A 21,181-nucleotide genomic window follows, 5' to 3' on the forward strand; every position below is an offset into this window, starting at 1 on the left:
GTGGGGCACGGAACCCCGATCAGGGTGGAGGGCGGCATCCGCGCCCGGTCCAGGCGCGGCTCGATCGGCTCGGCGTGGTGGTCCAGGCGGTTCATCGACATCCTGGAGCGGATCTGCGACAAGGGCCGGCTCTCCCGCGGGCGCGGCTACGCCAGGGCCGGGCAGGTGCTGTCGATCGACCTGTCGCCCGGCCTGGTGTCGGCGAGTGTGCAGGGCTCGCGGCGCGCCCCGTACGAGGTGACGATCGCGATCGAGGCGTTCGGCGAGGAGCGCTGGGCCTCGCTGGAGCGGGCCATCTCCGGGCAGGCCGTCTACCGGGCGAAGCTGCTGGCCGGGGAGATGCCGGAGGAGATCGAGGAGCTGTTCGCCGCGCTCGGCGTCGACCTGTTCCCGCGTGATCTGGACATGGGCTGCTCGTGCCCCGACTGGGGGTTCCCGTGCAAGCACGTGTCGGCGGTGCTCTACCTGCTGGCGGAGTCGTTCGACGAGGACCCGTTCCTGGTGCTGGCCTGGCGCGGACGGGGCCGGGCGGAGCTGCTGGGCTCGCTCGCCGCCAGACCCGCCCCCGGAGCGCCGGAGGTGGCGGACGTGCCGTTCGCCGAGCGGCTGTCGGACTTCTACGCGCCGGGCGGCGGCGCGCGTCCGCCGGAGCGCCGCCCGGCGGCCCCCGACCTGCTGCCGCGGCTCTTCCCGCCGCCCGCCGACCTGGCGCCCGCCCTCATCGAGGCCTACCGCCGCCTGGGCGGCGGCGAGGACGCCGGCTGACGGGCCGGGGTCAGCGGTCCTCGAAGCCGGCCGGGACCATCACCCGCACGCCGTTGGGCACCACGCGGAGCCGGATCGGGGTGCGCAGCCGCACCTCGCCGTCCACGTCGGCGGCCATCGGCGGGTCGGTCTCCAGCAGCATCTCCGTGCCGGTCACGAACGGGCCGCCGGCCAGGCTGCGCCACCGGCCGGTGGTGGCGCGGGCCAGCGTCTCGACGAGCAGCCGCAGCTTCTTGCCGGAGCCGAGCTGGTAGGCGACGAGCATGCCGTTGTCGATGCTGATGTCGCGGGCCACCTGCCAGCCGCCGTGGAAACGGCCGTTGGCGATGTTGAGCTGGTGGGTGAGCAGCTCGTGGCGCTCCCCGTCGACCGTGATGTAGGCGCGGAACGGCCGATGGCCGGGCAGGATCGTGAGCGCGGTCAGCGGGTAGGCGGGCCGGCCCAGCCACCGCTTCAGCCACGGCTTGACCGTGCCCGCCACCTCCACCGACACCCCGAAGCTGGCCAGGTTGGCGAACGGCCGGTCGTCGGCCATGCCGAGGTCGATGTCGGCCACCTTGCCGGTGGCGAACACCCGGATCGCGCCCGCGAGGTCGAGCGGCAGGCCGAGGCTGCGGGCGAAGTTGTTGGTGGTGCCGAGCGGCAGGACGCCGAGCGCCACGTCGCGGTGGGCGACGTGGCGCACCGCCGAGGAGAGCGTGCCGTCACCGCCGCCGACGATCAGCAGGTCGGGGCCCGTCGCCAGGGCCGTGTCGAGCAGCTCGCGCAGCCGCTTCGGGTTGTAGACGCCGATCTCGGCCAGCGGCTCGAAGCCCGTCTCGTGGAGCTGCTCGATCACCTCGAAGTAGTGGCGGCGGCCACGGCGGGAGCGAGTGTTGATCACCACTGCCACGCGGCGATCCTTCAGGATCGCCGCGGTGTGCTCGGCCTTGGTGCGCAGTTCGCTCATGGTCATCAATCGTAGGCGCACAAGGCGCTGCCTTCGGCCGCATCCGAGAGGTGCGGGAGGGCCGCCGGTGGTGGCCCGGCGGCCCTCGGTGATCACTTCTTCGGCGGGGTCACCTGGACGATGGCGCCCAGGTCGCCGGGCAGCGGCGTGACGAGCTTGATCCGCACGCCGAGCGCCTTGCCCTCGGCGCCCGGGTCGCCGGAGCCGAGCACGTGGCCGCCGCCGATGTCGGCGCCGTAGAACTCGGTGGCCGGGGTGCCGTCCACGTTCACCACGCGGGTGCTGTACATCTGGTCGTCCTTGGACGGCACGACGGTGGAGGCGTCGAAGTCCCGGTAGTACAGGGCGCCGTCCTGGACCTCCAGGCCGGGGTACCAGGTCTTGGCGTCGGTGAACTCCTTGACGCCCTTGAGCGCCCCGACCTGCGTGCAGTACTCGCTGAACGGCTCGTCCGGCGCCTCCAGGCACTCCTTGAGCGGGTAGGTGCTCTTGAACGAGAACGCCGCGTTGGAGGTCTGGGTGCGGCCTTCCATGTTCTTGTGCCTGGTCGGGTCCTTCCCGGCCGCGGCGCCGGTGCGGCGCAGCGGGTCGAAGTGGGAGTCGACGAGCAGCAGGGTGCCCTTGGAGCCGATGCTGGGCGGCGCCTCCAGGTTGTTCACCAGCACGTTGTTGGTGTAGGTCGAGTCGCGGTACCAGACCAGCAGGCCGGGCGCGTTGTACTTGACCTTCTCCACCTTCCACGCCCCGTCACGCGAGTACGTGGTGTCGTAGGCGTACTGCAGGCCCTTGTCGAACCCGTCGAAGTTCCGCCATTCGGCGAGGTAGAACCGCTGGATGTCGCGCTCGCCGTTGTTGATCGTCCAGCCCTGGCCGCTGGTGTTGGTGAACGTGCCGCCGGTGGCGCGCCAGCCGTTCTCGCCGCTCTCGACGTCGTCGCTCCAGACGGCGGCGCCGTCGCTGGTGAGCTGGAAGTCGTCGACGTGCCAGCCGCGCGGCGTGAAGGCCGCGTCGGTGTTGTACGCCAGCCGCAGCTTGACGGCCTGGCCGGCGAACGGGGTCAGGTTGACGTAGTCGTGCCGCCAGCCGGCGGTGTCGCCGGTGATGCCGTACTTCTTGCCGCCGAAGGTCGCGAGGTTCTTGTTCGGGTCCGGGTAGTCGTCGGGCGTGGTGATCTCGTTGCCGGCCTCGTCGAAGACCTTCTGCTGGGCCCAGGTGGCGCCGCCGTCGGTGGACACCTCGACGAAGCCGTAGTCCCAGTCGGACTCGATCTCGTAGTTGTTCCACATCCAGAACCGCACGTCCGAGCCGGCGGGCACCTGGAGGTCGCGGGTCAGCGAGACGTTGGCCCATTCCTGGTCCATGCCGGACCACCAGGCGTTGCTCCCGCTGTGCGGGTCGACCATCTTGAGCGGCTCGGAGGCCAGGTTCACCCGGACGCCGTCCTGGGTGAGCTTGGGTGTGCGGGACGCCTGGCCGACAGTGACGAGGCTCTGGCGGTCACCGGGGTCGAACACCTTCGGATCGGCCCAGCCGAGCACCCACTTGCCCCACAGGCTCATGTGGGTGGGCATCGACTGGAAGATCGGCCCGGAGTGGGAGCCGCTGGACATCAGGTCCCAGAAGTCCACCGCGGAGCTGCCCGCGCCGGAGGTGTCGTACAGGTCGGGCAGGCCGAGGTCGTGGCCGTACTCGTGGGCGAAGACGCCGACGCCGGAGTCCTCGGGCTGCACGATGTAGTTGGAGATCTTCATGTCGGTGCCGGGCACCTGGTAGCCGCCGGCGACCGCGCTGGAGTGCGCCCAGATGGCGTAGGTGCCCTCGGCGCCGCCGTCGGAGGACTTGTCCTTGCCGGCGTGGACCAGCACGAGGTGGTCGATCACGCCGTCGGGCTCGGCGAAGTTGCCGTCGCCGTCGGCGTCGGAGACGTCCTCCAGGTCGTAGTCGGCCCAGGGGAAGTCCGGCTGGGCCTGGGCGAGCACGTTGACGGCGTCGACGGCGAGCTGGCCGGCGCCGAGCGGGTTGTCCGGGTGGCCGGACATGTCCTGGGGGTCGCCGCCGCAGGCCGCGGCTCCGTACCAGGCCTCGGAGTGCGGGGCCTTGATCCAGCCGACGGCGGAGCCGGTGACGGAGTAGGCGCCCTTGGACATCTCCTCGTACATCTTCTTCAGCGTGTAGCCGGAGATGTCGATGCCGGGCTTGCCGTCGCGCGGGTCCTTCAGGTCCTTGCGGACGCGCTCGGTGATGCCCCGGTCGGTGTAGAGCATCTTGTTGAAGTGCTCGGGGCTGAAGTCCGGGACCCAGAACGAGTTGTTGTCCTTCTGCGGCAGCGTGGCCGGGTCGGGGATCTTGTTGTGCAGGGGGCCGTTGAGCAGCGTGCCGGGCGGCTCCACGACGCAGTCGTCGGGCGGGCTGTCGACGGTCCGCAGCCTGTTGTAGCCGGAGAAGTCGTCGTTGGCGTTCTCGTTGAACTCGACCAGCAGCGTCAGCAGCTTGGCGGTCCTGGTCTGCTTGGACTTCTTGAAGATGAAGTCGGCGGGGTTGCGGCCGGTCCTGAGTGCCTCCTGCTCGCGGGCGGCGAGCACGCGGGCCGCGGCCGGGTTGCCCATGCGGTACTTCTGGTCGATCTCACGCGCGCGGGAGCGTGAGCGCTTGTCGCCGCCCGGCACGCCGGGGTCCTCGGGGGTGACCTCGTCGCGGGGCGGGGTGTAGTTGATGTAGTAGTCGGACGGTCCCGGCTGGTAGCGCGCCACGGAGGACGCCTGGGCACCGGGCGCGGTGAGGACGGCGCCGAGCAGTGCCGTGACCGCCGGGATCACGACTAACACGCGTGTCTTTCCTGACACCGAGTTCTCCTTCCGCCCGGAGCCGCCGGGCGATGGCCGGAGGGTTGCACAGCGGACGGTAGACCTCGGATAAACTACGCGTAAAGACACGGGTGGAATTGTCACGAAACAAGGACATTCACCACAGCAACCCCGCTGCGGTGACCGAGCCCGCCAACGCGGCGCCGTAGCACGCGACCGCGATCACCGCATCGAACCTCGCCAGGCCGAACAGCTCCTCCGCGGTGTGGCGGATCCGGTGCGCGGCGTGGAAGAGGCAGAGCGCCACCACCGCCACCACCGCCGCCCGCACCGCCACGGGGTCGAGCAGGGCCGTCAGGCGCGCGGCGGACGGCCAGTCGAGCACGCCCAGCGGCATCAGCACGCCGAACAGCAGCACGAGCACCGGCAGCAGCAGGGCCGCGACCACGCCGCCGCCGCTGAACAGCAGCCACAGGTACGCCTCCGCCCGCCGTCTCACGGCGACCGCAGCACGACGTACGCGACGATCGCGGAGACCAGCAGCCAGGCCGAGTGGTTGCCGCCCTGGATCATCCAGGCGGGGACCCGCCAGCCGTCCAGCCGCACCACGGTGGCCCTGGGGGCCAGGTTGAGGAACGTGAGCGCGTGGAAGCCGGTGGCGGCCAGCGCCACCCCGTTGATCGCGATCATCCAGGGCTGCCGGGCGAGCGCGACGAAGCCGTCGTACCCGCCGCCCGCCAGCGCGGCGATCATCAGCAGCAGATACGCGACCGCCCAGGCGACGAACACGCTGGTCAGCTCGCGCAGCACGAAGAGCGCGTAACGCCGGGAGCGGGTGAACCAGAGCCGGTCCCTGCGGGGGACGTAGGCCCCGGTCATCGCCGGCTCCACGGCAGCACCGAGCGGAGCGCCGCCGTCAGCTTGTAGCGCTGGATCGCCTCGGCGGGGTCGACGTGCTTGGGGCAGGCGTTCGTGCACTCGCCGACGAACGTGCACCCCCAGACGGCGTCCTCGTGGCCGAGCACGTCGAACCGGTCGTCCATGTCGCGCGAGTCCAGGTTGTAGCGCTGCGCCAGCGCGATCGCCGCGGGGCCCAGGAAGTCCGGGTCGAGCACGTACACCGGGCAGGCCGAGTAGCAGAGCATGCAGTTGACGCACATGCTGTACTGCTTGTACGCGTCGAGCTGGGCCGGGGTCTGCGCGTACTCGGTGGTCAGCGGCAGTTCCTCGCCCTCCCTGACCAGCCACGGACGCACCGACGACAGCTTGGCCAGGAAGTCCTCGATGTCCACCACCAGGTCCCTGATGACCGGGAACCCCTTCAGCGGCTCGACCCTGACCGGTCCCGTCCCGTACTCGGTGAGGAAGGTCCCGCAGGTCAGCCGGGGTTCGCCGTTGACGGTCATGCCGCACGACCCGCAGATGCCCATCCGGCACGACCAGCGGAACGACAGCGTGCCGTCCAGCCGGTCCTTGACGTGGGCGAGCCCGTCGAGCACCGCCCAGCCGGGCCTGAGTGGCACCTCGTACGAGACGAACACCGGCTCCGCGTCCTGCCCGGGGCGGTACCGGGCCACTTCCAGGCGGATCGACTCCTCAGTCACGGCCGTAGACCCTTTCCCCTGGCGGCCAGCGGGTGATGGTGACGGGCAGCAGCCCCACCGAGGGGGTGCCGTCGGGGGCGCGGTGGACCAGCGAGTGCGCCAGGTAGGCGCCGTCGTCCCTGGCCGGGAAGTCGGTGCGCTGGTGGGCTCCGCGCGACTCCTGCCGGTTGAGCGCGCAGGCCACGATGGTCCGCGCCACGTCGAGCATGGCCCGCAGCTCCAGCAGGTTGATCAGCTCGGTGTTGAAAGCGGTGCTGGCGTCCTCGACGCGCGGCTCCAGCGCGCGTTCGCACAGGTCGGCGAGGGTGTCGGCGGCCTTGGCCAGCACGTCGCCGCCGCGGTAGATGCCGGCGGCGCCCTCCAGCGTGTGCTGCATCTCCTCGCGCAGGTCGGCGATGCGCTCGCCGTGGGCGCGGCCCTCGCGGGCGCGGGCCAGCCGCCGCCGCTCGTCGTCGCCCTGGCTGCGCAGCGCGGGCGCCTCGCCGTCGCGGTGCGCGCGGGCGAACGCGGCGGCGGCGAGCCCGGCCCTCCGGCCGAAGACCAGGATCTCCGGCAGCGAGTTGGAGCCGAGCCGGTTGGCGCCGTTGATGCTCACGCAGGCGGTCTCCCCGGCCGCGTACAGACCCGCGATCGGGGTGGCCCCGTCCAGGTCGGTGTGGACGCCGCCCATCATGTAGTGCACCACGGGCCGCACCGGGATGAGGTCGGTGGCCGGGTCGAGGTTCTGGTAGCTGCGGCACAGCTCGCGCACGAACGGGATGCGGGCCTCGATCTTGTCCTCGCCGAGGTGGCGCAGGTCGAGGTGGACGACGGGCCCGTACGGGGTGTCGGCCGTGCGTCCTTTGCGCTGCTCGTGCACGAACGCCTGGGAGAGCCGGTCGCGCGGGCCCAGCTCCATGCTGCGCAGCTTCGGGGCGGGGGCGGGGGTGCCCAGGTCGTAGTCCTGGAGGTAGCGGTAGCCGTCCTTGTTGACCAGCCAGCCGCCCTCGGCCCTGGCCGCCTCGGTGATGAGGATACCGGTGAACGGCAGCCCGGTCGGGTGGTACTGGACGAACTCCATGTCCTTCAGCGGCGCGCCCGCCCGGTAGGCCAGGGCCATGCCGTCGCCGGTCTTGATGGCCGCGTTCGTGGTGAACGGGAAGGCCCGGCCGCAGCCGCCGGTGGCCAGGATGACGGTCCTGGCGGGGATCGCCTCGACCCTGCCGGTCCTGAGCTCGACGGCGATCACGCCGTGGACGCGGCCGTCGTCGACGACGAGCTGGGTGACGTACCACTCGTCATATCTCACAATGTCGGGATATTTCAGGGTGGTCTGGAAGAGCGTGTGCAGCAGGTGGAACCCCGTCTTGTCGGCGGCGTACCAGGTGCGCATCCGTTTCATGCCGCCGAACGGGCGCACGGCGACCCGCCCGTCCGGCTCCCTGCTCCACGGGCAGCCCCAGTGCTCCAGCTGGATGAGCTCGCTGGGCGCCTCGGCCACGAACGCCTCCACCGCGTCCTGGTCGCACAGCCAGTCGCCGCCGGAGACGGTGTCGTAGCAGTGCTCGTCGAGGGTGTCGCCGGCCCCGATCACCGCGGCGGCCCCGCCCTCGGCGGAGACCGTGTGGCTGCGCATCGGATACACCTTGGACAGCACGGCCACGGTCAGTGCCGGATCGCTCTCGGCGACCGCGAGGGCGGCGCGCAGCCCCGCCCCGCCGCCGCCGACGATGAGGACGTCGATCATGCGATCAGCTCCCGCGGTCGGGCTCGATCGGGTCCTTCACCCGCCTGCCGTCGTGGCGGACGGCCGACAGGTGGATGCTTCCGTCGTGGTACTCGTGCCGGATCCGGCGGCAGCCGCAGTCGAACAGCTGGTCGCGGATGATCAGGCCGTAGCCGTCGTCATCGACGAAACGCTCGCCTCCGGACTTCTTCCCGCAGGGGGCCGGCTCGGGGGTGAAGGGGATCTTCATGCCGGTCATCGCCGATCTCCTTAGATAGGCGACTGAAGGGGCGGATCTCTACACCCACCCAAGCACTGCGATCCCGTACGGGAAAGGTCAGTCAGGTGTTTCGCCGAGTCGCGCGCGCTCGCGCGCCGTCTCCTGGGCCTCCTTCAGCTCCGGCTTGCCGTCCGGCGGGTAGTGCAGGTCGAAGGCGGGCCGCTCGGAGCGGATGGGCGGCATGAAGGAGAAGTTGTGCCGGGGCGGCGGGCAGCTCGTGGCCCACTCCAGGGAGTTGCCGAACCCCCACGGGTCGTCCATGGTGACCTTCGGCGCCCGTCTGGCCGTCTTCCAGACGTTGTAGAGGAACGGCAGCGTGGAGGCGCCGAGCAGGAACGCCCCCACCGAGGAGATCTCGTTGAGCAGGGTGAACCCGTCGCCGGCGGCGTAGTCGGCGTAGCGGCGCGGCATGCCCGCCCAGCCCAGCCAGTGCTGCACCAGGAACGTGGTGTGGAAGCCGATGAACAGCGTCCAGAAGTGCAGCTTGCCGAGCCGGTCGTCGAGCATCCGGCCGGTCATCTTGGGCCACCAGAAGTAGAACCCGGCGAACATGGCGAACACCACCGTGCCGAACACCACGTAGTGGAAGTGCGCCACCACGAAGTAGGAGTCGGTCACGTGGAAGTCGAGCGGCGGCGAGCCCAGGATGACGCCGGTCAGCCCGCCGAGCAGGAACGTGACCAGGAACCCGATCGCGAACAGCATGGGCGACTCGAACGACAGGTGGCCGCGCCACATGGTGCCGATCCAGTTGAAGAACTTCACCCCGGTCGGCACCGCGATCAGGAAGGTCATGAAGGAGAAGAACGGCAGCAGCACCTGCCCGGTGGGGAACATGTGGTGCGCCCACACGGTCATCGACAGCCCGGCGATGGAGATCGTCGCGCCGACCAGGCCGATGTAGCCGAAGATCGGCTTGCGGGAGAAGACCGGGATGACCTCGGTGATGATGCCGAAGAACGGCAGCGCGATGATGTAGACCTCGGGATGGCCGAAGAACCAGAACAGGTGCTGCCACAGGATCGGCCCGCCGACGGCGGGGTCGAAGATGTGCGTGCCGAAGCGCCGGTCCGACTCCAGGGCCAGCAGCGCGGCGGCCAGCACCGGGAAGGCCATCAGCACGAGCATGCTGGTCAGCAGCACGTTCCAGGTGAAAATCGGCATCCGGAACATGACCATGCCGGGCGCCCGCATGCCGATGATCGTGGTGATGAAGTTGACCGACCCCAGGATCGTGCCGAGACCCGCCAGCGCCAGCCCCATGATCCACAGGTCGCCGCCGGGACCGGGAGAGTAGGCGGCCGTGGAGAGCGGCGTGTAGCCGAACCAGCCGAAGCTGGCCGCCCCGCCGGGGGTGAAGAAGCCGCTGACCGCGATGACGCCGCCGAACAGGAACAGCCAGTAGCTCACCATGTTCAGCCGGGGGAAGGCCACGTCGGGGGCGCCGATCTGCAGCGGCATGACCACGTTGGCGAAGCCCGCGAACAGCGGGGTCGCGAACAGCAGCAGCATGACCGTGCCGTGCATGGTGAACATCTGGTTGTAGGTCTCGGCGTCGACCACCTGCAGCCCCGGCGCGACCAGCTCCGCCCGGATGACCATCGCCATGACCCCGCCGATCAGGAAGAACCCGAACGAGGTGATCAGGTAGAGGTAACCGATCACCTTGTGATCGGTGCTCGACAGCCAGGACGCGATGATCGTCCCGGTGCGCCGGCGCCTGACCCGGTCGAGCGAGGTCTCGCGGACGGTGGTCACGGCTGCTCCCTCCCGTAGAGGTGAACTATTTACCCATTCCACGTCAACGATCGCTCGCCGTGAAGCCGTTTGCCCGAAGATTGCCCTCGTGCGCACTTCCCGGACGCCCGCGCTTCCCGGATCGTGGACGCGGGGCCGGGACCGGCCCGCGGATCTCCTATCCTTCGTAGGCAACCTGATCGGAGGAGAGATTCGTGACCGCTTCGCGTGACTACGCCGCCCTGGCCCAGCGTGGGCTCTCGCTCGACCTCACCAGGGGGAAGCCGTCGCCGCGTCAGCTCGACCTCTCCAACGACATGATCAAACTGCCGACGTCCTACCGCACGGCCGGCGGCACGGACGCCCGCAACTACGGTGACGTGCAGGGCCTGCCCGAGCTGCGCGAGCTGTTCGGCCCGCTGCTGCAGGTGCCGCCGGCCCAGGTCGTCGTGGGCGGCAACGCGAGCCTGGCGCTGATGCACGACACGGTCGTGCACGCGCTGCTCAGCCGGCTGCCGGGCGCCGAGCGGCGGTGGGTGGAGGAGCCGGAGATCACCTTCCTGTGCCCGGTCCCCGGCTACGACCGCCACTTCACGATCTGCGAGCGGCTCGGTATCACGATGGTGGCCGTGCCGATGGGCCCCGACGGCCCCGACATGGACGTCGTGGAGCGGCTCGTGGCGAGCGACCCGAAGGTCAAGGGCATGTGGTGCGTGCCCAAGTACAGCAACCCGTCCGGCGTCGTCTACAGCGACGAGACCGTGCGCCGGCTCGCCGCCATGCCGGCCGCCGCGCCCGACTTCCGGATCTTCTGGGACAACGCCTACGCCGTCCACCACCTGACCGACAGCCCCGCCGAGCTGGCCGACCTGCTCGCGCTCTGCGCCGAGCACGGCAACCCCGACCGGGCCTTCGTGTACGGCTCCACCTCCAAGGTGACGCTGGCCGGGGCGGGCGTGTCGTTCTTCGGCTCGTCCCCGGCGAACACGGAGTGGTTCCTGGCCAACACCCGCAAGCAGTCGATCGGCCCGGACAAGCTCAACCAGCTGCGCCACGTCGAGTTCCTGCGCGACGCCGACGGGGTGGCCGCCCACATGCGCCGCCACGCCGAGCTGATCGCGCCCAAGTTCGAGCTGGTCGACCGGGTGCTGACCAAGGAGCTCGGCGGCCTGGCCTCGTGGACCAGCCCGCGGGGCGGCTACTTCATCAGCCTGGAGGTGCCGCACGCCGCCGAGGTGGTGGCCAGGGCCAAGGCGGCCGGCATCGCGCTCACGCCCGCCGGGGCGACCCACCCCTACGGCAAGGACCCGGACGACCGGGTGATCCGGATCGCGCCCACCTACCCCGAGCTGGACGAGCTGGAGCAGGCCATCATCGGCCTGACCGTCTGCGTCCGCCTCGTGGCCGAGGAGCGCGGCTGATCAGCGCGTCCCGCCGGGGCGCCGGAAGCCGAAGATGTACTCGCGCGTCTCGTGCGGGTGGAAGGTGACGTCCACCCCGGGCTCGAAGACGACGTTGTCGCGGGAGCAGTAGCACAGGCTCTCCCAGACGACGTACGCCTTCGCCCGGGCGGGCCCTTCGGCCTCGTCGCGCCTGCGCGCCCCGTACGCGCCGAGCACGAGCAGCAGCCCGACCCCCCAGAAGACGCCGGTCAGGCAGAACGGCGCGAGCAGCACCTCCGCCCAGCCGGAGAACTTGCCCATCGCGATCACCAGCGACACGACCAGGTGCAGCAGGGCCGCCACGCCGAGCAGGATGTAGCCCTGGTTCCTGGTCCAGGGCGCGTAGTGGCGGCTGGGGAACGACAGCCAGACCGCGAGCTGGGTGCGGCTCATCAGGTGCTTGGACGCGCCGAGCGCGGCCCGCGAGGGCAGGTCGGCGACCTCGCGCTCGCCCGGCAACCTGACGCGGCCGATCCGGTAGGTCGTGCCCGCCGCCACGACTCCCGGCACCGCCACGACCTGATCGATCAGCCCGCATGCCGGACACTTCACTTCCATCCGCCGCAGTCTCTCCGTAAAGCGGCACTCCATGCAAACCGTAGGGTTCTTCTTGTGAGACCCATCGACGCCCTGATGAGTTCCCTGCCGGACGGCCGGGTCGTGACCGACCCCGACGTGATCGACTCCTACGCCCGCGACCGCACGTTCGTGGAGCCCGGCAGGCCGCTCGCCGCGGTGCTGGCCGCTTCCCGCGACGACGTGGTGGCCACGCTGCGCTGGGCGAGCGAGCACCGGGTGCCGGTGGTGCCGCGCGGCGCGGGCACCGGCCTGGCCGGCGGGGCCACGGCGGGCGACGGCGCGGTCGTCCTCTCGCTGGCCAGGATGGACGCGATCAGGGAGCTGTCCCCCGCCGACGAGATCGCCGTGGTCGAGCCCGGCGTCATCACCGCCGACCTCGACCGGGCCGCCAGGAAGCACGGGCTGATGTACGCGCCGGACCCTTCCTCGTACGAGATCTCCACGATCGGCGGCAACCTGGCGACGAACGCGGGCGGGCTGCGCTGCGTCAAGTACGGCGTCACCCGCGACTCGGCGCTCGGCCTGGAGGTGGTGCTGGCCGACGGGCGGATCCTGAACACCGGGCGGCGCACCATGAAGGGCGTCACCGGCTACGACCTGACCGGCCTGTTCGTCGGCTCCGAGGGCACGCTGGGCGTGATCACCGCCGCCACCGTGCGGCTGCGGCCGGTTCCCGCGGCGGCGCCGGCGACGTTCGCGGCCGAGTTCGGCTCGCTGCGCGACGCGGGCGCCGCGGTGTCGGCGATCATGGCGGCGGGCTGCCAGCCGTCGCTGATGGAGCTGCTCGACCGGGCCACGCTGGAGGCCATCGACGACTGGCGCAACATCGGCCTGGAGGCGGGCACGATGGCCATGCTCATCGGCCAGTCCGACGCCTCCGACGGCCAGGCCGCCGTCGCCCGCATGGAGCGGCTCTGCCTCGACAACGGCGCCACGTTCGTGGCCGTCTCCTCCAGCCCGCAGGAGACCGAGGAGCTGATCGGGCTGCGCCGGATGGCCTACCAGGCCAAGGAGCGGCTCGGCGCGTGCCTGGTCGAGGACGTGTGCGTGCCCCGCTCGGTGCTGCCCGACATGATCGGCGCGATCGAGGCCGCCGCCGCCCGGCACGGCGTGCGCATCTGCACCGTCGCGCACGCCGGCGACGGCAACCTGCACCCGGTGTTCGTCTTCGAGCACGGTACGAGCGAGCCGCCGCCCGAGGTGTGGGCCGCGGCGGACGAGGTGTTCGCGCGGGCGCTGAAGCTGGGCGGCACGCTCACCGGCGAGCACGGGGTCGGCGTGCTCAAGCGGCGCTGGCTGGACCTGGAGACGTCGCCGGTGGCGCGGGAGGTGCAGCACGGCATCAAGGCCGTGTTCGACCCGCTGGACATCCTCAACCCGGGCAAGGCGATCTGACAGCGCCGTTCACCAAGACGTGACCTCGGTCACCATCGCGGTGACGACCTGCGGGGAGACGCTGACAAGCGGACGTCAGATCCGAGAGATATTCCAGGTAGCGACTCATCCCAATAGCCACGCTGGTAGCGTTTTGCACCAGCGATTGTTCTGTATGGGGGTCCGGGGTGAGTCAGTTCCAGCCGTTGATGGCGGACGACCCGCAACGGCTGGGCGCGTTCGAGATCGTCGCCCGGCTCGGTGAGGGTGGCCAGGGTGTGGTCTACCTGGGCAGGACCGCGTCCGGCGAGCAGGTCGCCGTCAAACTCCTGCACAACGCCCTGACGGCCGACCAGGACGCCAGGAACCGCTTCCTGCGCGAGGTGGCGGTGGCCCAGCGGGTCGCCCGGTTCTGCACCGCGACGGTGCTCCACGCCGACCTGGAGGGCAGCAGGCCGTACATCGTCAGCGAGTACGTGCCGGGGCCGTCCCTGCGCGAGCTGGTGATCAACGAGGGCCCGCGCCGGGGGGCGGCGCTCGAACGGCTGGCGATCAGCACCGCGACCGCGCTGGCGGCCATCCACCGCGCCGGGATCCTGCACCGCGACTTCAAGCCCGCCAACGTGCTCATGGGCCCGGAAGGGCCCGTGGTGATCGACTTCGGCATCGCCCGCGCCCTCGACGCGCCCGGCGCGACCGCCACCGGCATGGCCATGGGCACCCCGTCCTACCTCGCCCCCGAACAGCTCACCGGCAGCGCGCCGGTGTCGGAGGCGGCGGACGTGTTCGCCTGGGGCGTCACCATGGCGTACGCCGCCACCGGCAAGCCGGCCTTCGGCGCCGACTCGATCCCGGTCGTGATGAACCGCATCCTGCACCAGGAGCCGCAGCTCGGCGCCATGGAAGGGCGGCTGGCCGAACTGGTGGCGCTCTGCCTGTCGAAGGATCCGGCCCAGCGGCCGTCGGCCGATCGGCTGATCGTCGAACTGACGGGGCAGCCGGCGCCGAACGCCGCGATCGAGCCGGTCCCCGCCCCGCCGAGCCACCTTCCTTACGAGCCGACGCCGTACCTCTCCTCCCCCGCCCCGCCCTTCGGCGGAACGCACCACAACGCCCCCCACCAGCCGAGCCACTTCGGCATGGGCCAACCCGGAGCCGGCCACCCCGGCGCCGGGCAGCCGGGCCTCAGCCAGCCGGGCCTCAGCCAGCCGGGTGTCGGACAGCAGGGTGTCGGACAGCAGGGTGTCGGACAGCCGGGTCTCAGCCAGCCGGGTGTCGGACAGCCGGGCATCGGCCAGCCCGGTGGAGGGCAGTCCGGGGTGAGCCAGCCTGTTCCCGGCCATCCTGGTCAGCCCGGCGCGCCACAGGCCCCGTGGATGCCGGGCGCCGACCCCATGCCGCACACCGGCGCGTACGGCCCGATGGGCCCCGGCACGCCGGGAGTCCCCGGCGGGCCGGGCGGACCGAGCGGGCCGGTCCCCGCCGCGCCAGGCCCGCACAGCGGACCCGGCGGACCGATAGGACCGATAGGACCCGGCGGCCCGGTGGGACCCAGTGGCCCAGTAGGACCCGGTGCGCCCGGTCTCCACGGCGGGCCCGGTGGACCTGGCCTCCCTGGTGGACAGCGTGGACCCGGTGGCGCGCCCGAGACCACGGGCGGCGACGCCGCCGGTCCCGGCGGGTACCCCGGGATGCACGGGCACCCCGGCATGGGCGCGCAGCCCCCGTTCCCGCAGCACTCCGGCCACTCGGGGCCCACCCCCCACGGTGGCCCCGCCTACGGCGGGCACGGTCAGCCGCCACCCGTCCCCGGCCAGAACGCTCCCGGGCAAGAGGGCTATGGGCCAGGTGGTCCGGGACAGAGTCTCGGACACGGAGGGTTCGATCAGAGCGGGCTCGGTCAGGGCAACGCTGGGCAAGGCGGTCCGGGTCAGGACGCTGGGCAAGGCGGCTCCGGTCAGGGTGGCTCGGGTCAGGGCGGATCCGGGCAAGGCGGCTCCGGTCAGGGCGGATCCGGACAGGGCAGGTCCGGGCGAGGTCGTCGCCGGCAGGGCGGTTCTGGAGGCAAGGAGCCTCGGGAGCCGATGTCCAAGCAGCGCCGGACGCTCACCTTCGCCCTCTCCGGCACCGCCGCCGCGGCGCTGCTCGTGGTGGTCGGCGCCGTCCTGGTGCAGGCCAACGCCACGTCCACGCCGGTGCGCAACGTGGACAACGCCACCGCCACCGCCCCGGTCACGGCCGAGCCGGTCCCGGACACGTACTCGCCCGTCCCCACGCCGGAGCTGGAGTCGCCCAAGCCCACCAGGACCAAGAAGAAGAAGCCCGAGGACAGCGCCACTCAGGTGCCCGACTCGGTCACGATCCCCACGACCCGCCCGACCACCCGCAAGCCCTCGCCTTCGCCGACGAAGACGAAGAAGAAGCGGGACACCGTCGTCGAGCCGGACATCGAGCCGACCGTGTACCCCACGAGCGGCGGCGGGGAGACGAGCCTGCCGACCAAGCCGCGCCCCAAGCCGCTGATCAAGAACACCACGAACGTGGTCGCCCTGTGCGGCTCCGGCTACCAGGTGATCAACCAGCGCAAGCTCGCTGACAAGTCGGGCCGGGACGCCGCCGTGGTCTACCTGCTCTACCACACCGGTCAGGGCAGGAACTGCGTGGTGACCAAGTCGCTCTACGTCCACGCCGCGAAGGTCCAGATGGACGTCCGCCTCCAGGTCAAGGGCGGCTCGACGGCCACCGACCCGGGCCGCTACACGAAGTACGCCGGCCCGGTCCGGCTGGCCGCCAAGCAGAAGTGCGTCATCTGGGGCGGCTCCTTCGAGGGCGTGAGCTGGAAGTCCGGCTGGAGCCACTGCGGCTGATCCCGGGGGCCGCGACCGGTTCGGGGCCGCTCCTCCTCGCGGAGGGGCGGCCCCTTCTCATGCGGAGAGGATCGCGCTACCGTTCCTGACGTGATCGTCAAGTCGCTCACCCGGCGCGGGAGACGCACGCGCGCCGCGCTCCTGGGCGCGGGGCGTGAGGCGTTCGAGGAGTGCGGGTACGACGCGGTACGGGTGGACGACGTGTGCGCGCGCGCCGGGGTGTCGCACGGCACGTTCTACACGTACTTCGACTCCAAGGAGGCGCTGTTCGCCGAGGTCGCGGGGGCGGTGGTGGGCGAGATGTTCGCGGCGAGCGCAGTCGGCCCGGCCGCGCCCGCCGACCCGTACGCGCGGATAGCCGCCGCGAACCGGCTCTACCTGCGGGCCTGGGCGGCGAACTCGCGGCTGGTGCGGATGCTGGAGCACGCGGCCACCGTCGACGACCGGTTCGGCGGCCTGCTGCTTGAACTGCGCGAGGTGTTCGTGCGGCGCGGCGAGGACGGCCTGCGGCGGCTGCAGGAGCAGGGCCTGGCCGACCCGTCGCTCGACCCGAGGCTGACGGCGATCATGCTGGGCGGCATGGTGGAGCACTTCGCGCACGTCTGGCTCGACCTGGGCGAGCCCGCGGGCGAGGAGGCGGCCGTGGACCACCTCACCCGGCTCTGGGCGCGGGCCATCGGATTGACGTCGCCGTCAAACTCAGGGGAGGCAGCGTGATCGTCAGCAGGCTCGACACCGGCGGCGGCGACTACGCGCGCCGCCGCGAGGCGATGCTCGCCAAGCTGGCGGAGCTGGACGCCGAGCACGCCAAGGCGGTCGCCGGCGGCGGCGCCAAGTACGTCGAGCGCCACCGGGCGCGCGGCAAGCTGCTCGCCCGCGAGCGGATCGAGCTGCTCGTCGACCCGGACTCGCCGTTCCTGGAGCTGTCGCCGCTGGCCGCCTGGGGCAGCGACTTCCCTGTCGGGGCGAGCGTGGTGACCGGCATCGGGGTGGTCGAGGGCGTCGAATGCCTGATCAGCGCGAACGACCCGACGGTGCGGGGCGGCGCGTCCAACCCGTGGACGCTGCGCAAGACGCTGCGGGCCGCCGACATCGCCATGGAGAACCGCCTGCCGTACGTGAACCTCGTGGAGAGCGGCGGCGCCGACCTGCCGACCCAGAAGGAGATCTTCATCCCGGGCGGCCGGATCTTCCGCGACCTGACGCGGCTGTCGGCTGCCGGGATCCCGACGATCGCGCTGGTGTTCGGCAACTCCACGGCGGGCGGCGCGTACGTCCCGGGGATGAGCGACTACACGGTGATGGTGCGCGAGCGGGCCAAGGTGTTCCTGGGCGGGCCGCCGCTGGTCAAGATGGCGACCGGTGAGGAGTCCGACGACGAGTCGCTGGGCGGGGCCGAGATGCACGCCCGGGTGAGCGGCCTGGCCGACTACCTCGCCGCCGACGAGCACGACGCGCTGCGCATCGGCCGCCGCGTCGTCCGCTCGCTCCACTGGCGCAAGCGCGGCGCCGAGCCGTACCCGGTGCGGGAGCCCGCCTACCCGGCCGAGGAGCTGCTGGGGATCGTGCCGGAGGACCTGAAGGTGCCGTTCGACCCGCGCGAGGTGATCGCCCGGGTGGTCGACGGCAGCGCGTTCGAGGAGTTCAAGCCGCTGTACGGGCCGTCGCTGGTGACGGGCTGGGCGCGGCTGCACGGCTATCCGGTGGGCGTCCTGGCCAACGCCCGCGGGGTGCTGTTCAGCGCGGAGTCGCAGAAGGCCACCCAGTTCATCCAGCTCGCCAACCAGACCCGCACCCCGCTGATCTTCCTGCAGAACACCACGGGTTACATGGTCGGCAAGGAGTACGAGCAGGGCGGCATCATCAAGCACGGCGCCATGATGATCAACGCGGTGTCCAACTCGACCGTGCCGCACCTGACCGTGGTCATGGGCGCCTCGTACGGCGCGGGCAACTACGGCATGTGCGGTCGCGCGTACGGGCCCAGGTTCCTGTTCAGCTGGCCGAGCGCGAAGTCGGCGGTGATGGGCCCGGCGCAGCTCGCCGGGGTGCTGTCGATCGTCGGCCGCGCCGCGGCGGAGGCGCGCGGCCAGGTGTACGACGAGGAGGCGGACGCGGCGATGCGGGCGATGGTGGAGGCGCAGGTGGAGGCGGAGTCGCTGCCGTTCTTCCTGTCGGGCCGGCTCTACGACGACGGGGTGATCGACCCGCGCGACACCCGGACGGTGCTGGGCCTGTGCCTGTCGGCGGTCAACAGCGCGCCGGTGCCGGAGCCGGCCGGGTTCGGGGTGTTCCGGCCGTGATCAGGCGTCTGCTGGTGGCGAACCGGGGCGAGATCGCCCGCCGGGTCTTCCGTACCTGCCGTGAGCTGGGCATCGGCACCGTGGCCGTCTACTCCGACGCGGACGCCGGCGCGCCGCACGTGGCCGAGGCCGACCTGGCGGTGCGGCTGGCCGGGGTCACCCCCGCCGAGACCTACCTGGCGATCGACCGGGTGATCGAGGCGTGCCGGGTGGCGGAGGCGGACGCGATCCACCCGGGGTACGGGTTCCTGTCGGAGAACGCGGAGTTCGCCGGGGCCGTCCTGGACGCCGGTCTGACCTGGGTCGGGCCGCCGCCGGAGGCCGTCGCGGCGATGGGCTCGAAGACCGAGGCCAAGCGGCTGATGGCGGAGGCCGGGGTGCCGGTGCTGCCGACGCTCGACCCGGAGTCGCCCGGCGAGTTCCCGGTGCTGGTCAAGGCGTCGGCGGGCGGCGGCGGGCGCGGCATGCGGGTGGTGCGCGGGCCCGCCGAGCTGGCGCGGCAGGTGGAGTCGGCGCGGCGGGAGGCGCGGGCGGCCTTCGGCGACGGCGAGGTGTTCGTCGAGCCGCTGCTGGAGGGGGCCAGGCACGTCGAGGTGCAGGTGCTGGCCGACCGGCACGGCACCGTGTGGGCGCTGGGCGAGCGTGAGTGCAGCGTCCAGCGCAGGCACCAGAAGGTGGTCGAGGAGTGCCCGTCGCCGGGGGTGACGCCGGAGCTGCGGGCCCGGCTGGAGGACGCGGCCGTCCGGGCCGCCCGCGCCATCGGGTACGTGGGGGCGGGGACGGTCGAGTTCCTGGTCGCGGGCGAGCGGGTGGCGTTCCTGGAGATGAACACCCGGCTGCAGGTCGAGCATCCGGTGACCGAGCTGGTGTACGGGGTGGATCTGGTCCGGCTGCAGCTGGAGGTGGCCGAGGGCGCCCGGCTGCCCGCCGCGCCGCCGGGTCCTGGCGGGCACGCGGTGGAGGCCCGGCTGTACGCGGAGGATCTCGCGTACCTGCCGCAGTCGGGGACGCTGCACCGGTTCGAGGTGACCGGCGCGGTCCGGGTGGACGCGGGGGTGGAGAGCGGGTCGGTGGTGCCGCCGCACTACGACTCCATGCTGGCCAAGATCGTCGGTTACGGGGCCACGCGGGGCGAGGCGGTGCGCAGGCTGACCGCGGCGTTGCGGGGCGCCCGCCTGCACGGCGTCACCACCAATCGCGACATGCTCCTCCAGATCCTGACAAATCATGATTTCGTGAGGGGCGACACCCACACAGGCTTCCTCGACGAGCACCCGCCCACGGCTCCCCCGCCGCCCGGCGACCAGGAGGCGCTGGCCGCCGCGCTGGCCCTGGCCGCCGCCAACCGCGACCGCGCCCCGGTCCTGCGCGCCCTCCCCTCCGGCTGGCGCAACGTCCGCTCGCAGCCCCGTACGGCCCGCTTCGAGGAGACCGAGGCCGTCTACGACCCGCTGCCGCCCGGCACCATCCTGATCGCGGCGGCTCCCCTGTCCTCCCCTGCCCACGCGCCCGCTCTTCGGACCGGCTCCGATGGTGGGACCGGCCTCTCTCCCGGCCCTCTTCCGATCGGTCCGGACGGCGGGGCGTATCGGGTGGTCCTGGAAACGGACGGGGTGCGGCGGGCGTTCGAGGTGTGCTGGTACGGCGACGGGAAGGTGTACGTCGACGGCCCGCGAGGCGCCGCCGTGCTGACACCGGTGCCGCGCCTGCCGGAGCCCGTCGAGCACGTCGCTCCCGGCTCGCTGCTGGCCCCCATGCCGGGCAGCGTGCTGCGGGTGGAGGTGGGGCCGGGTGACCGGGTGGCGAAGGGAACCCCGATCCTGGTGCTGGAAGCGATGAAGATGGAGCACGCGGTCACCGCCCCCGCGGCGGGCGTGGTCGCGACCGTGCACGTGGAGAAGGGCCGGCAGGTGGACGCGGGCGCCGTGCTGGCGATGATCGAGGAAGAGGATCCATGACGGAGCTGGTGCACAGGAGCCTGGCCGGCGGGGTCGCGACGCTGACCCTGGACTCGCCGAAGAACCGCAACGCGTTGTCCACCGGGCTCCTGGCCGAGCTGGACTCCCATCTGCGGCAGGCGCTCGACGACGACGCGGTGCGGGTGATCGTGCTGACCGGCGCGGGGCCGGTGTTCTGCTCGGGCGCGGACCTGAAGGAGCAGCGCGACCCGTCCGCCGCGCCGGTGACGACGTCGCTGCCGGACATCCTGACCATGATCTGGAAGAGCCCGAAGCCCGTGGTGTGCCGGCTCAACGGCACCGCCCGCGCCGGCGGCCTCGGCCTGGTGACGGCGTGCGACTTCGCGATCGCGCCCGACACGGCGACGTTCGCGTTCTCCGAGGTGCGGCTCGGCGTGGTGCCCGCCATGATCGCGGTGCCGGTGCTGCGCCGGGTGAACCCGCGGGCCGCGGCCGAGTACTTCCTGACCGGCGAGGTCTTCGGCGCGGCCAGGGCGGTGGAGATCGGCCTGCTCAACCGGGCGGTGCCCGAGGAGGAGCTGGACGCGACCGTACGCCACTACACCGAGATGCTGGTCAAGGGCGGGCCGGAGGCGCTGGCGATCACCAAGGTGCTGGTGGGCGAGCTGCCCGCGGTGCCGTTCGAGGAGGGGCTGCGGCGGATGGCCGAGCTGTCGGCCGAGCGCTTCACCTCCGAGGAGGGCCAGGAGGGCATCGCCGCCTTCATGGCCAAGCGCCCGCCCCGCTGGGTCCCGTGAGCCGCGCCGTGCTCCGGGTGGCGAACTGCAGCGGCTTCTACGGCGACCGGCTGTCG

The 21,181-nt window shown here is 71.8% G+C and carries 16 protein-coding genes and 2 pseudogenes; 8 read left to right on the plus strand and 10 right to left on the minus strand.

Going from position 1 to position 21,181, the window contains the following annotated elements; translation table 11 throughout:
• The gene (locus tag ACQEUU_RS26275) at positions 1-765 is read left to right on the plus strand and encodes an SWIM zinc finger family protein (RefSeq protein ID WP_433070700.1); all 765 of its coding nucleotides are present in this window, start codon (positions 1-3) and stop codon (positions 763-765) included.
• Positions 766-775: 10 nt separating this feature from the next.
• On the opposite strand, the gene ACQEUU_RS26280 is transcribed toward ACQEUU_RS26275, so the two are convergent.
• The 8 genes from ACQEUU_RS26280 to ctaD all read right to left on the minus strand — a co-directional run bounded on the left by ACQEUU_RS26280 (position 776) and on the right by ctaD (position 9,865).
• Positions 776-1,714, minus strand: a complete 939-nt coding sequence (locus ACQEUU_RS26280) for a diacylglycerol/lipid kinase family protein (protein ID WP_433070702.1) — start codon at positions 1,712-1,714, stop codon at positions 776-778.
• 92 nt (positions 1,715-1,806) lie between these two features.
• Positions 1,807-4,539 carry an immune inhibitor A domain-containing protein gene (locus ACQEUU_RS26285; protein WP_433070705.1) on the minus strand — a complete coding sequence of 911 codons (2,733 nt, stop codon included), beginning with the start codon at positions 4,537-4,539 and terminating at the stop codon, positions 1,807-1,809.
• Positions 4,540-4,675: 136 nt separating this feature from the next.
• On the minus strand, positions 4,676-5,017 hold the full coding sequence (frdD, locus tag ACQEUU_RS26290) for a fumarate reductase subunit FrdD (protein ID WP_433070708.1): 342 nt from the start codon (positions 5,015-5,017) through the stop codon (positions 4,676-4,678).
• Positions 5,014-5,397: a hypothetical protein gene (locus ACQEUU_RS26295; protein ID WP_433070710.1), complete on the minus strand. Its 384-nt coding sequence runs from the start codon at positions 5,395-5,397 to the stop codon at positions 5,014-5,016. Before ACQEUU_RS26295 ends, frdD begins: the two co-directional genes overlap by 4 nt.
• Positions 5,394-6,122 (minus strand): succinate dehydrogenase iron-sulfur subunit, encoded by a 729-nt coding sequence (gene sdhB, locus ACQEUU_RS26300; protein WP_433070713.1) that lies wholly within the window; start codon positions 6,120-6,122, stop codon positions 5,394-5,396. The genes ACQEUU_RS26295 and sdhB overlap by 4 nt, the downstream gene beginning before the upstream one ends.
• The gene (gene frdA, locus ACQEUU_RS26305; protein WP_433070716.1) at positions 6,115-7,848 is read right to left on the minus strand and encodes a fumarate reductase (quinol) flavoprotein subunit; all 1,734 of its coding nucleotides are present in this window, start codon (positions 7,846-7,848) and stop codon (positions 6,115-6,117) included. The genes sdhB and frdA overlap by 8 nt, the downstream gene beginning before the upstream one ends.
• A 4-nt stretch (positions 7,849-7,852) precedes the next feature.
• On the minus strand, positions 7,853-8,086 hold the full coding sequence (locus ACQEUU_RS26310) for a hypothetical protein (protein ID WP_433070719.1): 234 nt from the start codon (positions 8,084-8,086) through the stop codon (positions 7,853-7,855).
• Between the two features lie 78 nt (positions 8,087-8,164).
• On the minus strand, positions 8,165-9,865 hold the full coding sequence (gene ctaD, locus ACQEUU_RS26315; protein WP_433070722.1) for an aa3-type cytochrome oxidase subunit I: 1,701 nt from the start codon (positions 9,863-9,865) through the stop codon (positions 8,165-8,167).
• A gap of 194 nt (positions 9,866-10,059) precedes the next feature.
• Here ctaD and ACQEUU_RS26320 point away from each other — a divergent pair, with 194 nt between their 5' ends.
• The gene (locus ACQEUU_RS26320) at positions 10,060-11,265 is read left to right on the plus strand and encodes an aminotransferase class I/II-fold pyridoxal phosphate-dependent enzyme (protein WP_433070724.1); all 1,206 of its coding nucleotides are present in this window, start codon (positions 10,060-10,062) and stop codon (positions 11,263-11,265) included.
• On the opposite strand, the gene ACQEUU_RS26325 is transcribed toward ACQEUU_RS26320, so the two are convergent.
• On the minus strand, positions 11,266-11,844 hold the full coding sequence (locus tag ACQEUU_RS26325; RefSeq protein ID WP_270156929.1) for a hypothetical protein: 579 nt from the start codon (positions 11,842-11,844) through the stop codon (positions 11,266-11,268).
• Between the two features lie 54 nt (positions 11,845-11,898).
• Here ACQEUU_RS26325 and ACQEUU_RS26330 point away from each other — a divergent pair, with 54 nt between their 5' ends.
• Both ACQEUU_RS26330 and ACQEUU_RS26335 read left to right on the plus strand, forming a co-directional pair.
• Positions 11,899-13,260 carry an FAD-binding oxidoreductase gene (locus ACQEUU_RS26330; RefSeq protein WP_433070727.1) on the plus strand — a complete coding sequence of 454 codons (1,362 nt, stop codon included), beginning with the start codon at positions 11,899-11,901 and terminating at the stop codon, positions 13,258-13,260.
• Between the two features lie 188 nt (positions 13,261-13,448).
• A pseudogene (locus ACQEUU_RS26335) lies at positions 13,449-14,213 on the plus strand (serine/threonine-protein kinase); the annotation flags it as partial.
• A 255-nt stretch (positions 14,214-14,468) separates the two neighbouring features.
• Here ACQEUU_RS26335 and ACQEUU_RS26340 read toward each other — a convergent pair.
• Positions 14,469-14,582, minus strand: a pseudogene (locus ACQEUU_RS26340) (hypothetical protein); the annotation flags it as partial.
• Positions 14,583-16,196: 1,614 nt separating this feature from the next.
• Between ACQEUU_RS26340 and ACQEUU_RS26345 the strand changes: the two are divergent.
• From ACQEUU_RS26345 to ACQEUU_RS26360, 4 genes are read left to right on the plus strand one after another with little or no spacing between them, the layout of a single operon-like run.
• Positions 16,197-16,823 (plus strand): TetR/AcrR family transcriptional regulator, encoded by a 627-nt coding sequence (locus ACQEUU_RS26345; RefSeq protein WP_433070730.1) that lies wholly within the window; start codon positions 16,197-16,199, stop codon positions 16,821-16,823.
• A gap of 53 nt (positions 16,824-16,876) precedes the next feature.
• Complete coding sequence (locus ACQEUU_RS26350; RefSeq protein WP_433071990.1) at positions 16,877-18,409, plus strand: acyl-CoA carboxylase subunit beta; 1,533 nt, start codon at positions 16,877-16,879, stop codon at positions 18,407-18,409.
• Positions 18,406-20,367, plus strand: a complete 1,962-nt coding sequence (locus tag ACQEUU_RS26355) for an acetyl/propionyl/methylcrotonyl-CoA carboxylase subunit alpha (RefSeq protein ID WP_433070733.1) — start codon at positions 18,406-18,408, stop codon at positions 20,365-20,367. The genes ACQEUU_RS26350 and ACQEUU_RS26355 overlap by 4 nt, the downstream gene beginning before the upstream one ends.
• The gene (locus tag ACQEUU_RS26360; RefSeq protein WP_433070736.1) at positions 20,364-21,125 is read left to right on the plus strand and encodes an enoyl-CoA hydratase-related protein; all 762 of its coding nucleotides are present in this window, start codon (positions 20,364-20,366) and stop codon (positions 21,123-21,125) included. Before ACQEUU_RS26355 ends, ACQEUU_RS26360 begins: the two co-directional genes overlap by 4 nt.
• Positions 21,126-21,181: the final 56 nt, after the last annotated feature.

Origin of the sequence: Nonomuraea sp. CA-218870 (assembly GCF_050936535.1) — a bacterium.
Lineage (GTDB): Bacteria > Actinomycetota > Actinomycetes > Streptosporangiales > Streptosporangiaceae > Nonomuraea > Nonomuraea corallina.